14 protein-coding genes and 1 other annotated feature are annotated in these 14,815 nt (G+C 42.8%); all 14 genes read left to right on the top strand.

Annotated features, from left to right (window positions below):
• Positions 1-243: 243 nt before the first annotated feature.
• The 14 genes from ctsR (at position 244) to rlmB (ending at position 14,815) form a co-directional block, all read left to right on the top strand.
• Positions 244-708, top strand: coding sequence for a transcriptional regulator CtsR (ctsR, locus tag V6D44_RS20040; RefSeq protein WP_087991669.1), 465 nt, complete (start codon positions 244-246; stop codon positions 706-708).
• A gap of 13 nt (positions 709-721) precedes the next feature.
• Positions 722-1,279, top strand: a complete 558-nt coding sequence (gene mcsA, locus V6D44_RS20045; RefSeq protein WP_087991670.1) for a protein-arginine kinase activator protein McsA — start codon at positions 722-724, stop codon at positions 1,277-1,279.
• Positions 1,279-2,370 (top strand): protein arginine kinase, encoded by a 1,092-nt coding sequence (locus V6D44_RS20050; protein WP_087991671.1) that lies wholly within the window; start codon positions 1,279-1,281, stop codon positions 2,368-2,370. The genes mcsA and V6D44_RS20050 overlap by 1 nt, the downstream gene beginning before the upstream one ends.
• Entirely contained in the window at positions 2,367-4,799 is a 2,433-nt protein-coding gene (gene clpC / locus V6D44_RS20055; protein ID WP_087991672.1) for an ATP-dependent protease ATP-binding subunit ClpC, read from the top strand. Before V6D44_RS20050 ends, clpC begins: the two co-directional genes overlap by 4 nt.
• A gap of 91 nt (positions 4,800-4,890) precedes the next feature.
• On the top strand, positions 4,891-6,267 hold the full coding sequence (gene radA, locus V6D44_RS20060; RefSeq protein ID WP_087991673.1) for a DNA repair protein RadA: 1,377 nt from the start codon (positions 4,891-4,893) through the stop codon (positions 6,265-6,267).
• Between the two features lie 3 nt (positions 6,268-6,270).
• A complete protein-coding gene (disA, locus tag V6D44_RS20065) occupies positions 6,271-7,353 on the top strand; it encodes a DNA integrity scanning diadenylate cyclase DisA (protein ID WP_087991674.1) in 1,083 nt (360 codons plus the stop codon).
• 116 nt (positions 7,354-7,469) lie between these two features.
• The gene (locus V6D44_RS20070; RefSeq protein ID WP_087991675.1) at positions 7,470-8,570 is read left to right on the top strand and encodes a PIN/TRAM domain-containing protein; all 1,101 of its coding nucleotides are present in this window, start codon (positions 7,470-7,472) and stop codon (positions 8,568-8,570) included.
• A gap of 14 nt (positions 8,571-8,584) precedes the next feature.
• Positions 8,585-9,283: a 2-C-methyl-D-erythritol 4-phosphate cytidylyltransferase gene (gene ispD, locus V6D44_RS20075; protein ID WP_333516844.1), complete on the top strand. Its 699-nt coding sequence runs from the start codon at positions 8,585-8,587 to the stop codon at positions 9,281-9,283.
• Entirely contained in the window at positions 9,276-9,752 is a 477-nt protein-coding gene (gene ispF / locus V6D44_RS20080) for a 2-C-methyl-D-erythritol 2,4-cyclodiphosphate synthase (protein WP_087991677.1), read from the top strand. The genes ispD and ispF overlap by 8 nt, the downstream gene beginning before the upstream one ends.
• Before the next feature lie 90 nt (positions 9,753-9,842).
• The gene (gene gltX / locus V6D44_RS20085; RefSeq protein ID WP_087991678.1) at positions 9,843-11,297 is read left to right on the top strand and encodes a glutamate--tRNA ligase; all 1,455 of its coding nucleotides are present in this window, start codon (positions 9,843-9,845) and stop codon (positions 11,295-11,297) included.
• Positions 11,296-11,526 (top strand) — a binding site (T-box leader). (Overlaps the previous gene by 2 nt.)
• A gap of 70 nt (positions 11,527-11,596) precedes the next feature.
• Complete coding sequence (gene cysE / locus V6D44_RS20090; protein ID WP_087991715.1) at positions 11,597-12,250, top strand: serine O-acetyltransferase; 654 nt, start codon at positions 11,597-11,599, stop codon at positions 12,248-12,250.
• Positions 12,247-13,647 carry a cysteine--tRNA ligase gene (cysS, locus tag V6D44_RS20095; protein ID WP_087991679.1) on the top strand — a complete coding sequence of 467 codons (1,401 nt, stop codon included), beginning with the start codon at positions 12,247-12,249 and terminating at the stop codon, positions 13,645-13,647. The genes cysE and cysS overlap by 4 nt, the downstream gene beginning before the upstream one ends.
• Before the next feature lie 3 nt (positions 13,648-13,650).
• A complete protein-coding gene (locus V6D44_RS20100; RefSeq protein WP_087991680.1) occupies positions 13,651-14,082 on the top strand; it encodes a mini-ribonuclease 3 in 432 nt (143 codons plus the stop codon).
• Positions 14,066-14,815 carry a 23S rRNA (guanosine(2251)-2'-O)-methyltransferase RlmB gene (gene rlmB, locus V6D44_RS20105; RefSeq protein WP_064814479.1) on the top strand — a complete coding sequence of 250 codons (750 nt, stop codon included), beginning with the start codon at positions 14,066-14,068 and terminating at the stop codon, positions 14,813-14,815. The genes V6D44_RS20100 and rlmB overlap by 17 nt, the downstream gene beginning before the upstream one ends.

The following is a 14,815-nucleotide window of genomic DNA, read 5'->3' on the forward strand; positions in this document are numbered from 1 at the left end:
TCGAAAAAAGAGCAGCTCATATGAGCTGCTCTTTTTTGTATTCTGGTTTGTTGGTATCATAAAATTTCATTTAATTGTATAATATAATAACTTTACACTGAATTTTAAATCGGTGGTCAGGTTTTATGGGCCGAGAAAGTGGAAATAATAAAGGATAGAGCGAGAAAGTTGAAAATTCTCGAGAAACGCCTTATAGTAAGATTAAAGTCAAATATAGTCAAAGTCAGTAAAGGAGGGGGTTGAGTGGGACATAATATTTCTGACATCATTGAACAATATTTAAAACGAGTGTTAGATCAAAATGGCAAGGAAATTTTAGAGATTAAACGAAGCGAAATTGCAGATAAATTTCAATGCGTTCCTTCCCAAATAAATTATGTCATCAACACCAGATTTACAAGTGAGAGAGGTTATATTGTTGAGAGCAAACGCGGGGGCGGCGGTTACATCAGAATTATTAAAATTAAAATGAACAGTGAAGTTGTCCTGATCAATAATATTATTTCTCAAATTAATACCCATTTGTCTCAAGCAGCCTCTGATGACATTATTATAAGGCTATTAGAAGACAAGGTGATTTCAGAAAGAGAAGCAAAAATGATGGTCAGCGTGATGGACCGCTCGGTTTTATACATTGACTTGCCTGAACGTGATGAATTAAGAGCAAGAATGATGAAGGCTATGCTGACTTCTTTAAAATTAAAATAAGCGGGTGAAAAGATTGATTTGTCAAGAGTGCCACGAGAGACCAGCCACTTTTCACTTTACAAAGGTTGATAACGGAGAGAAAAAAGAAGTTCATATTTGTGAACAATGTGCCAAAGAAAATAGTGATTCATATGGTATAAGTGCAAATCACGGTTTCTCTATTCATAATTTACTTTCGGGTTTGCTGAACATGGATTCTTCATTTCAAAAAGCAGGAACTCAAATGTTCAGTCAATCGGAGCAAATATCTGCTTGTCCGAAATGTGGAATGACCTTTCAGCAATTTAGAAAAATTGGCCGTTTTGGATGTTCTGAATGTTATAAAACATTTCGTAGCAACATTACACCTATCTTACGTAAAGTGCACAGCGGAAACACTGTGCATGCTGGAAAAATACCGAAACGTATAGGTGGCAATCTCCATGTCAGACGGCAGATTGACATGCTTAAAAAAGAATTAGAATCCTTAATTCATCAAGAAGAATTTGAAAACGCAGCTCATGTGAGAGATCAAATTCGTTCATTAGAGCAATCACTCAAAAGTACAGATAGTGAGGAGGAACAGGGGTAATGTCGCTAAAGCATTTTATTCAGGACGCACTAAGCAGTTGGATGAAGCAGAAAGGACCTGAAAGTGACATTGTACTCAGCAGCCGCATACGTTTAGCAAGGAACTTTGAACATATACGGTTCCCTACGCGGTATTCCAATGAAGAAGCCTCATCCATCATACAGCAGTTTGAAGATCAGTTTTCAGGACAAGAAATTCCCGAAATCGGCAAATTCGTTTTGATCAGAATGCATGATGCACAGTCTTTAGAAAAGCGTGTATTAGTGGAAAAACATCTCATCAGTCCGAATCTGACAGAATCCCCTTTTGGAGGTTGTTTGCTTTCTGAAAATGAGGAAGTAAGCGTCATGATAAATGAAGAGGATCATATTAGAATACAGTGTCTTTTTCCTGGATTTCAGCTTTTAGAAGCAATGAAAGCCGCAAACCAGGTCGACGACTGGATTGAAGAAAAAGTTGATTATGCATTCAATGAGCAAAGAGGATACTTAACCAGCTGTCCTACAAATGTAGGTACGGGTTTAAGGGCTTCAGTCATGATGCATCTGCCGGCATTGGTTTTAACTAGGCAAATAAATCGAATTATACCGGCAATTAATCAATTAGGCTTAGTTGTTAGAGGAATTTATGGGGAAGGCAGCGAAGCAGTAGGGAATATCTTTCAAATTTCAAATCAGATTACGCTTGGTAAGCCAGAGCAGGATATTGTGGATGACCTTAACAGTGTTGCTGCCCAGCTGATTGAACAAGAACGATCTGCCCGAGAAGCGCTTTATCAAACCTCTAAGATAGAACTTGAGGATCGGGTGTATCGATCTTACGGGGTCTTGTCCAATTGTCGGATGATAGAGTCGAAAGAGACTGCGAAGTGCCTTTCGGATGTCCGGTTAGGCATAGATCTAGGCATTATTAAAGGACTTTCAAGCAACATACTTAATGAACTAATGATTTTGACACAGCCAGGATTTTTACAGCAGTACTCGGGAGGCGCTTTGCGTCCGAACGAAAGGGACATTCGAAGAGCGGCTCTCATCAGAGAACGGCTTCACTTGGAAATGAATGGGAAAAGACAGGAGGATGAATCGATATGATGTTTGGAAGATTTACAGAACGAGCTCAAAAAGTACTGGCGCTTGCACAGGAAGAAGCACTTCGTTTAGGTCATAATAACATTGGCACTGAGCATATTTTATTAGGACTGGTACGAGAAGGAGAAGGGATTGCCGCTAAAGCTCTACAAGCGCTTGGACTTGGTTCAGATAAAATTCAAAAAGAAGTTGAAAGTTTGATCGGTCGCGGGCAGGAAATGTCTCAAACGATTCATTACACTCCAAGAGCTAAAAAGGTCATTGAGCTTTCAATGGATGAGGCAAGAAAACTAGGTCATTCTTATGTTGGAACAGAACATATTCTTCTTGGTCTGATTCGCGAAGGTGAAGGTGTTGCTGCAAGAGTTCTGAATAACCTCGGCGTCAGCTTAAATAAAGCTAGACAGCAAGTGCTCCAGCTTCTCGGAAGCAATGAAACAGGATCATCAGCGACAGGAACAAACAGCAATGCGAATACGCCTACGCTTGATAGCTTGGCAAGAGACTTAACTGCTATTGCGAAGGAAGACAGCCTAGACCCTGTAATCGGCAGAAGCAAGGAAATTCAGCGTGTAATCGAAGTGTTAAGCCGAAGAACGAAAAACAACCCTGTTCTCATTGGTGAGCCAGGTGTAGGTAAAACTGCAATCGCAGAAGGTTTGGCACAGCAAATTATTAATAACGAAGTTCCCGAGATCTTACGCGATAAACGCGTGATGACATTAGACATGGGAACAGTTGTTGCCGGCACTAAATACCGCGGTGAATTTGAGGATCGCCTGAAAAAAGTCATGGATGAAATTCGCCAGGCAGGAAACATCATTCTATTCATCGATGAGCTCCATACCTTAATCGGAGCGGGCGGAGCAGAAGGTGCCATTGATGCATCTAATATTTTAAAACCTTCACTTGCTCGCGGCGAACTTCAATGTATTGGAGCGACGACTCTTGATGAGTACCGTAAATATATTGAAAAAGATGCAGCATTGGAACGCCGTTTTCAGCCAATCCAGGTTGATCAGCCATCTGCAGATGAAAGCATTCAAATTTTACAAGGCTTGCGTGACAGATACGAAGCCCACCACCGTGTTTCTATCACTGATGATGCCATTGAAGCTGCGGTTAAGCTTTCTGACAGATATATTTCTGACCGTTTCCTTCCGGATAAAGCAATTGACTTGATTGATGAAGCGGGTTCAAAGGTTAGACTGCGCTCTTTTACCACGCCTCCTAACTTAAAAGAGCTTGAACAGAAGCTTGATGAGGTTCGTAAAGAGAAGGATGCGGCGGTGCAGAGCCAAGAGTTTGAAAAAGCGGCCTCCTTGCGCGACACTGAGCAGCGCTTGCGCGAGCAAGTAGAGGATACAAAAAAATCATGGAAAGAGAAGCAAGGGCAGGAAAACTCAGAGGTTACTGTTGATGATATTGCGATGGTTGTATCTAGCTGGACTGGTGTGCCAGTATCTAAAATCGCTCAAACCGAAACAGATAAGCTTCTCAATATGGAGAGCATTCTTCACTCCCGTGTCATCGGCCAGGATGAAGCGGTTGTCGCTGTTGCAAAAGCAGTCAGACGCGCAAGAGCAGGGTTAAAAGATCCTAAACGCCCAATCGGCTCATTCATTTTCTTAGGCCCTACAGGTGTGGGTAAAACAGAGCTGGCGCGAGCACTTGCTGAATCCATTTTCGGCGATGAAGAAGCCATGATCAGAATTGATATGTCTGAATACATGGAAAAACACTCGACTTCAAGACTTGTCGGTTCACCTCCGGGATATGTGGGATACGATGAAGGCGGTCAATTAACAGAGAAAGTAAGAAGAAAACCGTACTCTGTGGTGCTTCTTGATGAGATTGAGAAAGCACACCCAGATGTCTTCAATATTTTATTGCAAGTTCTTGAAGACGGGCGTTTGACTGACTCTAAAGGACGTACAGTCGATTTCCGCAATACGATTCTGATTATGACATCAAACGTCGGAGCAAGTGAACTGAAACGCAATAAATATGTCGGCTTTAACGTTCAGGATGAGACGCAAAATCATAAAGACATGAAAGATAAAGTGATGGGTGAACTGAAACGCGCGTTCAGACCGGAGTTTATCAACCGGATTGATGAAATCATTGTCTTCCATTCACTTGAGAAAAAACACCTTACTGAAATCGTGTCATTAATGTCTGACCAATTAACGAAACGTCTGAAAGAACAGGATCTTTCTATCGAATTGACAGATGCTGCAAAAGCGAAAGTCGCGGAAGAGGGTGTTGATCTGGAATACGGTGCCCGTCCGTTAAGAAGAGCTATCCAAAAACATGTAGAAGACCGTTTATCTGAAGAACTCCTCAGAGGAAATATTCATAAAGGACAGCATATCGTTCTCGATGTAGAAGACGGCGAAATTGTCGTAAAAACGACTGCTAAAACGAATTAATATAGAAGACGAAAATGAGGCATACAGCATGTAAGTGTATGCCTCACTTTCATATCAAGAAATAGAACAAGGGAGAGGTCTTACACTATATATGGCTAAAACAAAATCGAAATTCATCTGCCAATCCTGCGGTTATGAGTCTCCAAAATGGATGGGGAAATGTCCGGGCTGCGGTGCTTGGAATACAATGGTGGAAGAAATGATTAAAAAGGCACCGGCCAATCGGAGAGCGGCTTTTTCTCATTCTGTTCAAACTGTACAGAAACCTTCACCTATTACATCAATCGAAACATCAGATGAACCCCGCGTCAAAACCAAGCTTGGCGAATTTAACAGGGTACTCGGCGGAGGTGTCGTTAAAGGCTCACTTGTTTTAATCGGCGGAGATCCCGGTATCGGAAAGTCAACGTTATTACTGCAAGTTTCTGCTCAATTATCAGACTCATCGAACAGTGTGCTGTACATTTCGGGAGAAGAATCGGTCAAACAAACGAAACTTAGAGCAGACCGTCTCGGCATTAATAGTCCGTCGCTGCATGTTTTATCTGAAACCGATATGGAGTATATTTCGTCTGCTATACAAGAGATGAATCCAGCGTTTGTCGTTGTTGACTCTATTCAAACGGTTTACCAAAGCGATATCACATCGGCTCCCGGCAGCGTGTCACAGGTCAGAGAATGTACGGCTGAGCTGATGAAAATCGCCAAAACAAAAGGCATTCCGATTTTTATCGTAGGACACGTGACAAAAGAAGGGTCTATTGCAGGGCCGAGATTGTTGGAGCATATGGTTGACACTGTTTTATATTTTGAAGGAGAACGTCACCATACCTTCCGTATTTTGCGGGCTGTAAAAAACCGTTTTGGTTCTACAAACGAAATGGGTATTTTTGAAATGCGCGAAGAGGGGCTCACCGAGGTTTTGAATCCTTCAGAAATTTTCTTGGAAGAACGCTCAGCGGGATCTGCAGGCTCGAGTATAACTGCCTCTATGGAAGGCACAAGGCCGATTCTCGTTGAAATCCAGGCGCTTATCTCGCCGACAAGCTTTGGCAATCCGCGGCGTATGGCAACGGGAATAGACCATAACAGGGTTTCGCTGTTAATGGCCGTGTTAGAAAAAAGAGTTGGGCTGCTGCTGCAAAATCAGGATGCTTATTTGAAAGTGGCCGGCGGCGTAAAGCTTGATGAACCGGCAATTGACCTTGCCATTGCGATCAGTATCGCGTCAAGCTTTAGAGATACACCTCCAAATCCTGCCGATTGTTTTATAGGTGAAGTGGGATTAACCGGAGAAGTCCGGCGGGTTTCAAGAATTGAACAGCGTGTGAAGGAAGCTGCTAAGCTTGGTTTTAAACGCATGATCATACCCGCGGCAAATCTGGATGGATGGACAAAACCAAAAGGGATTGAGGTTATCGGAGTAGCAAATGTTGCAGAGGCGCTTCGTACTTCATTAGGAGGATAATAGATGGAAAAAGAGAAAAAAGGGGCGAAACACGAGTTAGACCTGTCATCTATATTGCAGTTTGTTGCTCCGGGTACTCCGCTCAGAGCTGGAATCGAAAATGTACTGAGAGCAAATACAGGCGGTCTGATTGTTGTTGGATATAACGATAAAGTAAAAGAAGTTGTGGATGGCGGTTTCCATATTAACACTGCTTTTTCTCCGGCACACTTATATGAGCTGGCTAAAATGGATGGGGCGATTATTTTAAGTGATTCTGGTCAAAAGATCCTATACGCCAATACACAGCTGATGCCTGAAGCCACAATTTCTTCATCAGAAACAGGAATGCGGCACAGAACCGCCGAAAGAGTAGCTAAGCAAACTGGCTGTCTCGTGATCGCTATTTCTGAAAGAAGAAATGTCATAACGTTATATCAGGAAAACATGAAGTATACACTAAAAGACATAGGATTTATTTTAACCAAAGCGAACCAAGCCATTCAAACACTTGAAAAATATAAGACAATCCTCGACAAAACGATTAATGCACTGAATGCATTAGAGTTTGAGGAGCTTGTTACCTTCAGTGATGTCTTGTCCGTCATGCATCGTTATGAAATGGTGCTGCGAATCAAAAACGAAATCAACATGTATATCAAAGAGCTTGGAACAGAAGGCCATTTGATTAAACTGCAAGTCATTGAATTGATTACGGATATGGAAGAAGAGGCGGCTTTATTTATCAAGGATTATGTGAAAGAAAAAATTAAAGACCCGTTTGTTCTCTTGAAAGAGCTGCAGGATATGTCCAGCTATGATCTGCTGGATGATTCCATTGTTTATAAACTGCTCGGTTACCCGGCTTCTACAAATCTTGATGATTATGTACTGGCAAGAGGATACAGGCTGTTAAATAAGATCCCGCGTCTTCCTATGCCGATAGTGGAAAATGTTGTAGAAGCATTTGGAGTTCTCCCAAGGATTATTGAAGCGAGTGCAGAAGATTTAGATGAAGTAGAGGGAATCGGCGAAGTACGAGCCCAAAAGATTAAAAAAGGATTAAAACGGCTGCAAGAGAAGCATTATTTAGACAGACAGCTGTGATTTCGGTTAAAACCTTATGAAAACGGGTATATTAATGTTGGTTTTTGTTTATTCTGATATTCGTAGGATGCATAAAATCTTGTGAAAATAAAATGTTTAAAAAAGGAGGTGGGGGTATGTTAAAACGAATAGTTCAGGCGTTCTTCATTATTTTCGGCGGCGTTGTTGGTATATTTTTAATACCTGAATTGTTTGTACTGTTAAGTATACAGGACATACCTTTAATAACAAACGCATATACGTCTGCGGCAATAGGAGCAATTATCTTTTTTCTCATCAGTATATGGGGTACAGATTACGTTGTGAACTGGATGAAGTGGATAGAGGATTCATTGTTAAAAGCGCCGGTTCCAGATTTGTTGTTTGGAAGTCTTGGCTTGGTTTTTGGACTTATAATTGCTTATCTTATCGTAAATGTTATTCCTTTAGACAATATACCTTACCGCATATTCAGCACAATCATCCCTGTGTTTTTAGCTTTCTTCCTCGGTTATCTAGGCTTCCAGGTGGGCTTTAAGAAAAAGGATGAATTGATCAGTCTGTTTTCCATTTCCGCCAGAATGCAAAAGAAAAAAGGACCAGCCGATGAAGAACATGAGGTTGAGGACAAGAAGCTGAAAATTTTGGACACAAGTGTTATTATTGATGGGAGAATTGCAGATATTTGTCAGACTGGTTTTTTAGAAGGGATTATCGTGATTCCGCAGTTTGTCCTTGAGGAATTACAGCATATTGCTGACTCTTCAGATGTTCTAAAACGGAACAGAGGACGGCGCGGTCTTGATATCCTGAATCGCATTCAGAAAGAATTAGACATTGAAGTTGAAATTTATGAAGGCGACTTTGAAGATATTCAGGAGGTTGACAGCAAGCTCGTCAAACTCGCTAAGCTGACATCAGGGGTCGTCGTGACGAATGATTTTAATTTAAATAAAGTATGCGAGCTTCAGAAGGTAGCGGTATTAAACATTAATGACCTTGCCAATGCGGTCAAGCCTGTCGTGCTTCCTGGCGAGGAAATGAATGTTCAGGTCATTAAGGACGGGAAAGAGCATAATCAGGGAGTTGCCTACTTGGATGACGGTACGATGATTGTCGTTGAAGAAGGACGCAATTATATCGGAAAGCATATAGATGTACTCGTTACAAGTGTGCTGCAGACAGCAGCGGGACGAATGATTTTTGCTAAGCCTAAGCTGTTGGAGAAGGCGCTGTAAAGGGAGAAAAAACAATGAGTTATGATGTGGTGATTCTTGCAGCCGGACAGGGAAAACGGATGAAGGCAGGGAGAAATAAACTGTTCATTGAGCTGAAAGGAGACCCGGTGATCATACACACGTTAAGAGTGTTTGACAGCCACCAGCCGTGCGAAAAAATCATTTTGGTGATTAATGAGCGGGAGCGGGAGGATTTTCAGCAATTGCTGACCAATTATCGTTTTCAAACCGCTATTGAGCTTGTTGCAGGCGGAGATGAGCGTCAGCACAGTGTTTATAAGGGGCTGAAAGCCGTGAAACAAGAAAAGATAGTCCTTGTTCACGACGGCGCCCGGCCTTTTATAAAACATGAACAAATTGACGAATTGGTCGATGAAGCGGAACAAGCAGGAGCGGCCATCCTCGCTGTCCCGGTAAAAGATACGATTAAACGCGTTCAAGATTTACAAGTCAGTGAGACGATTGAACGTTCAAGCTTGTGGGCTGTCCAAACACCACAAGCTTTTCGTCTTTCTTTATTGATAAAGGCTCACGCTGAGGCCGAGCACAAGGGATTTTTAGGGACAGATGACGCCAGCCTCGTTGAAGAGATGGAAGGCGTTTCGGTCCGTGTTGTAGAAGGCAGGTATACAAATATTAAGTTGACGACGCCAGACGACTTGACGTCAGCTGAAGCGATCATGGACTCAGAAAGTGGGAATAAACATGTTTAGAATTGGACAAGGATTTGATGTGCATCAATTAGTTGAGGGCCGTCCTTTGATTATTGGCGGAATTGAGATCCCTTATGAAAAAGGGCTGCTCGGCCATTCTGATGCAGACGTATTGCTGCATACCGTCGCTGACGCCTGTCTGGGAGCTGTGGGAGAAGGTGACATCGGCAAGCATTTTCCTGATACTGCTCCTGAATTCAAGGACGCAGATTCTTTCAAATTACTTCAGCATGTCTGGGGGATCGTGAAACAGAAGGGCTATGTTCTTGGAAACATTGACTGCACCATCATTGCACAGAAGCCGAAGATGCTGCCGTACATAGAAGATATGAGAAAAAGAATCGCCGAAGGGCTTGATGCAGACGTTTCTCAAGTGAATGTAAAAGCAACAACGACAGAAAAGCTTGGATTTACAGGCCGGGCGGAAGGAATAGCGGCTCAAGCGACAGTACTGATACAAAAAGGCTAACTTGTTTTGATGCCGGGTGTATTTGGTGGTAGAATAGATTCATACATTTTAGCCTGAGGCCATACATGACATGAAAGGAAGTATTTGAAAATGGGAAACGAAGTACGCGTCCGTTATGCACCGAGTCCAACCGGACATTTGCATATTGGAAATGCCAGAACGGCGCTTTTTAATTATTTATTTGCCCGCAACCAAGGCGGTAAGTTTATTATTCGTGTTGAGGACACTGATAAAAAGCGCAATATTGAGGGCGGAGAACAAAGCCAGCTGAATTATCTGAAATGGCTCGGTATTGACTGGGATGAGAGTGTCGATGTCGGCGGTGAATACGGTCCATATCGTCAGTCAGAGCGTAACGATATCTATAAAGTGTACTATGAAGAGCTGCTTGAAAAAGGGCTTGCTTATAAATGTTACTGTACGGAAGAAGAGCTTGAAAAAGAGCGTGAAGAACAGATTGCCCGCGGAGAAATGCCGCGCTATTCCGGAAAACACAGAAATCTGACTCAGGAAGAACAGGAGAAATTTATTGCTGAAGGCAGAAAACCGAGTATTCGTTTCCGCGTGCCGGAAGGAAAAGTCATCGCCTTCAATGATATCGTAAAAGGCGAAATTACTTTCGAGTCAGATGGCATTGGCGACTTTGTTATTGTGAAAAAAGACGGAACGCCGACTTACAACTTCGCGGTAGCTATTGACGACTACTTAATGAAAATGACACATGTGCTGCGCGGTGAGGATCATATTTCTAACACACCGAAACAGATTATGATCTACCAAGCATTCGGATGGGATGTTCCTCAGTTCGGACACATGACGCTGATCGTCAATGAAAGCCGTAAAAAGCTCAGCAAACGTGATGAGTCCATTATTCAATTCATAGAGCAGTATAAAGAGCTTGGCTACTTGCCAGAAGCGCTGTTCAACTTTATCGGTCTGCTTGGCTGGTCACCGGTTGGAGAAGAAGAGCTATTCACAAGAGAACAGTTTATTGACATTTTTGATGTAAACCGTTTATCTAAATCACCAGCTTTGTTTGATATGCATAAGCTAAAATGGGTTAACAACCAATATGTGAAGAAGCTGGATCTTGATCAGGTTGTTGAACTGACTCTTCCGCATTTGCAAAAGGCCGGAAAAGTCGGTACTGAGCTTTCTGCTGAAGAACAAGAATGGGTTCGTAAACTGATTTCCCTTTACCATGAGCAATTAAGCTACGGTGCGGAGATTGTTGAGCTGACTGATTTGTTCTTTACGGATAAGATCGAGTATAATCAAGAAGCAAAAGCTGTTCTGGAAGAGGAACAGGTTCCTGAAGTGCTCAGCACATTCGCTGCGAAGCTTGAAGAACTTGAGGAGTTCACTCCGGATAACATCAAAGCATCGATCAAAGCAGTGCAGAAAGAAACTGGCCATAAAGGGAAAAAACTGTTTATGCCGATCCGTGTTGCTGTAACAGGTCAGACTCACGGTCCGGAACTGCCGCAATCAATTGAATTGATCGGTAAAGAGATTGCGATTCAGCGTTTAAAAACATCTAAATAGATGATTGTTGACAGGGAAGAGTATAAAGCTTTAGGCCATTACAGAAAGGATCTTCATTGGCTGAGAGAGATCCATGAGCCGGGTTTTAGAAGTGCGCCCTTAAGACCTTTGAAGAACATTTTTCGAAATCAGTATTCAAAGGCGGCCGCCGCCGTTACAGGCTGAAGTTGGGAGAGCAGAAGTCTGCTTTTCAAACAGAGTGGAACCGCGCGGTTAAAGCGTCTCTGTCATGTTTACATGCAGAGGCGCTTTTTTTATTGGGTAGAGGAAATCAGATAGAGAGAAATGGGGGGAAGCATGTGTTTTTTAGAATGCTCAAAGAAGACATTGATACAGTGTTCGATCAAGATCCAGCAGCAAGAAGCTATTTTGAAGTGATTTTAACTTATTCCGGTTTACATGCTATATGGGCGCATCGGATTGCACATGCTTTATATAAACGAAAATTTTATTTCCTTGCACGCCTTATATCTCAAGTAAGCCGATTTTTTACCGGGATCGAAATCCACCCCGGCGCTACAATCGGGAGAAGATTCTTCATAGACCATGGTATGGGGGTTGTCATTGGGGAGACATGTGAAATCGGTAATAACGTCACCGTTTTTCAGGGGGTTACCCTCGGGGGAACGGGGAAAGAAAAGGGAAAAAGGCACCCAACGATTAAAAATGACGCATTGATAGCCACAGGTGCTAAAGTGCTCGGTTCGATTACTGTCGGTGAAGGCTCAAAGATTGGTGCCGGTTCAGTAGTGTTGCACGACGTTCCTGATTTTTCAACAGTTGTCGGCATCCCTGGACGGGTCGTTGTACAAAATGGCAAGAAAGTAAGACGCGATTTAAACCATCAGGATTTGCCCGATCCGGTTGCTGATCGCTTTAAGTCTTTGGAACAGCAGATTTTAGAGCTGAAGGCAGAAATTGAAGACAGAAAAGAAAGGATCAATCAAAAATGACAATCACACTTTATAATACATTGACTAGACAGAAGGAAACATTCGTTCCTCTTGAAGAGGGAAAAGTGAAAATGTACGTGTGCGGACCGACGGTTTACAATTACATTCACATCGGGAACGCGCGTCCCGCTATCGTTTATGATACGGTTCGAAATTATCTGGAGTATAAAGGCTATGATGTGCAGTATGTCTCTAACTTTACAGACGTAGACGATAAATTAATAAAAGCGGCAAATGAACTTGGTGAGGATGTGCCTGCCATTTCAGAGCGTTTTATTAAAGCATACTTTGAAGATGTAGGTGCGCTCGGCTGCCGAAAAGCCGACCTTCATCCGCGAGTGATGGAAAACATGGATGTGATTATCGAGTTCGTAGATCAGCTCGTGAAAAAGGGCTACGCTTATGAATCAGAAGGTGACGTTTATTTCAAAACCAGAGCATTTGAAGGGTATGGAAAGCTTTCTCAGCAATCAATTGATGAACTGAGATCAGGTGCACGCATCCGGGTCGGTGAGAAAAAAGAAGATGCTCTTGATTTCGCGCTGTGGAAAGCGGCGAAAGACGGAGAAATCTCTTGGGATAGCCCTTGGGGTAAAGGACGTCCGGGCTGGCACATTGAATGCTCAGCGATGGTGAAAAAGTATTTGGGTGACCAGATTGATATCCATGCGGGCGGACAGGATTTAACCTTCCCTCACCATGAAAATGAAATTGCGCAATCTGAGGCGCTGACAGGCAAAACGTTTGCGAAGTACTGGCTCCATAATGGCTATATCAATATTGATAATGAAAAAATGTCAAAATCACTGGGCAACTTTGTGCTTGTGCATGACATCATTAAACAGCATGATCCGCAGCTTTTAAGATTCTTTATGCTATCTGTTCATTATCGTCATCCCATTAACTATTCAGAAGAACTTTTGGAGAATACCAAAAGTGCGTTTAACCGTTTAAAAACAGCGTACAGCAACCTTCAGCACCGTCTGAACAGCAGTACGAATTTAACGGAAGATGACGATCAATGGCTGGAGAAAGTGGAAGAGCACCGCAAAGCATTCGAAGAAGCGATGGACGATGATTTTAATACGGCGAATGCCATTTCTGTCTTATTCGACTTAGCGAAGCATGCTAATTATTATCTTCAGAAAGATCATACGGCTGATCATGTGATTACGGCGTTTATTGAGATGTTTAACCGTATTGTTTCTGTCCTCGGTTTTTCATTGGGGGAGCAGGAACTGCTTGATCAAGAGATTGAAGACTTAATCGAAAAAAGAAATGAAGCGCGCCGGAATCGCGATTTTGCATTGTCAGATCAGATCCGCGACCAGCTGAAAAGCATGAATATCATTCTTGAAGATACGGCTCAAGGCACTCGCTGGAAACGGGGAGAATAACGGATGCTTGATTTTGAGACGATAAAAGATTCAAAGCAGCTTAACGGTCTTGCGCTTGCTTATATAGGTGATGCCATTTTTGAAGTGTATGTCAGGCATCACCTGCTTAAGCAGGGCTTTACCAAACCAAATGATCTTCATAAGAAATCAAGCCGGATTGTTTCGGCAAAGTCACAGGCTGAGATCCTATTCTTTCTGCAGGATCAATCATTTTTTACGGAAGAAGAGGAAGCGGTGCTGAAAAGAGGCAGAAATGCCAAGTCGGGAACGACACCTAAAAATACAGATGTTCAGACGTACCGCTACAGTACGGCATTTGAAGCGCTGCTTGGCTACCTTTTTCTAGAGAAAAAAGAGGATAGACTTAGTCAGCTCGTTGCCGAAGCTATACAATTCGGGACGTCAGGGAGGAAAACAAATGAGTCAGCAACATGATTACGTCATAGGAAAAAATGCAGTGATCGAAACGTTAAAATCAGATCGGAAGCTGTATAAGCTGTGGATGGCGGAAAACACCGTAAAGGGACAAGCACAGCAGGTGATTGAACTTGCGAAAAAGCAGGGAATCACGATTCAATATGTCCCGAGAAAAAAACTCGATCAAATGGTGACAGGGCAGCATCAAGGCGTAGTGGCACAGGTTGCCGCTTATGAATATGCGGAACTGGATGATTTATATAAAGCAGCCGAAGAAAGAAATGAACAGCCTTTCTTCCTTATTTTGGACGAACTTGAAGACCCTCATAATCTTGGTTCCATTATGAGAACAGCTGATGCGGTAGGCGCCCATGGCATCGTGATTCCAAAACGGAGAGCTGTCGGGCTGACAACAACAGTGGCAAAAGCATCAACAGGCGCGATCGAGCATATCCCTGTGGTGAAAGTAACCAATCTGGCACGAACGTTAGAAGAGATGAAAGAGCGGGGTATCTGGGTTGTCGGAACGGATGCGTCTGCGCGTGAGGATTACCGCAATATGGACGGCAATATGCCTTTGGCTTTAGTTATCGGAAGTGAAGGAAAAGGAATGGGCCGCCTCGTTAAAGAAAAGTGTGATTTTCTCATTAAACTCCCGATGGCCGGGAAGGTAACTTCACTGAATGCATCTGTAGCGGCTGGTCTTTTGATGTATGAAGTCTATCGGAAACGAAACCCTCTGGGAGAATAA

This window comes from Bacillus sp. 0209A (assembly GCF_036765095.1).
GTDB lineage: Bacteria > Bacillota > Bacilli > Bacillales > Bacillaceae > Bacillus > Bacillus subtilis_G.

Excerpts from the sequence above, each read along its gene's own strand:
- V6D44_RS20050 (WP_087991671.1), top strand. The coding sequence starts at position 1,279 with ATGTCGCTAAAGCATTTTATTCAGGACGCACTAAGCAGTTGGATGAAG.
- clpC (WP_087991672.1), top strand. The coding sequence starts at position 2,367 with ATGATGTTTGGAAGATTTACAGAACGAGCTCAAAAAGTACTGGCGCTT.
- radA (WP_087991673.1), top strand. The coding sequence starts at position 4,891 with ATGGCTAAAACAAAATCGAAATTCATCTGCCAATCCTGCGGTTATGAG.
- disA (WP_087991674.1), top strand. The coding sequence starts at position 6,271 with ATGGAAAAAGAGAAAAAAGGGGCGAAACACGAGTTAGACCTGTCATCT.
- V6D44_RS20070 (WP_087991675.1), top strand. The coding sequence starts at position 7,470 with ATGTTAAAACGAATAGTTCAGGCGTTCTTCATTATTTTCGGCGGCGTT.
- ispD (WP_333516844.1), top strand. The coding sequence starts at position 8,585 with ATGAGTTATGATGTGGTGATTCTTGCAGCCGGACAGGGAAAACGGATG.
- ispF (WP_087991677.1), top strand. The coding sequence starts at position 9,276 with ATGTTTAGAATTGGACAAGGATTTGATGTGCATCAATTAGTTGAGGGC.
- gltX (WP_087991678.1), top strand. The coding sequence starts at position 9,843 with ATGGGAAACGAAGTACGCGTCCGTTATGCACCGAGTCCAACCGGACAT.
- cysS (WP_087991679.1), top strand. The coding sequence starts at position 12,247 with ATGACAATCACACTTTATAATACATTGACTAGACAGAAGGAAACATTC.
- V6D44_RS20100 (WP_087991680.1), top strand. The coding sequence starts at position 13,651 with ATGCTTGATTTTGAGACGATAAAAGATTCAAAGCAGCTTAACGGTCTT.
- rlmB (WP_064814479.1), top strand. The coding sequence starts at position 14,066 with ATGAGTCAGCAACATGATTACGTCATAGGAAAAAATGCAGTGATCGAA.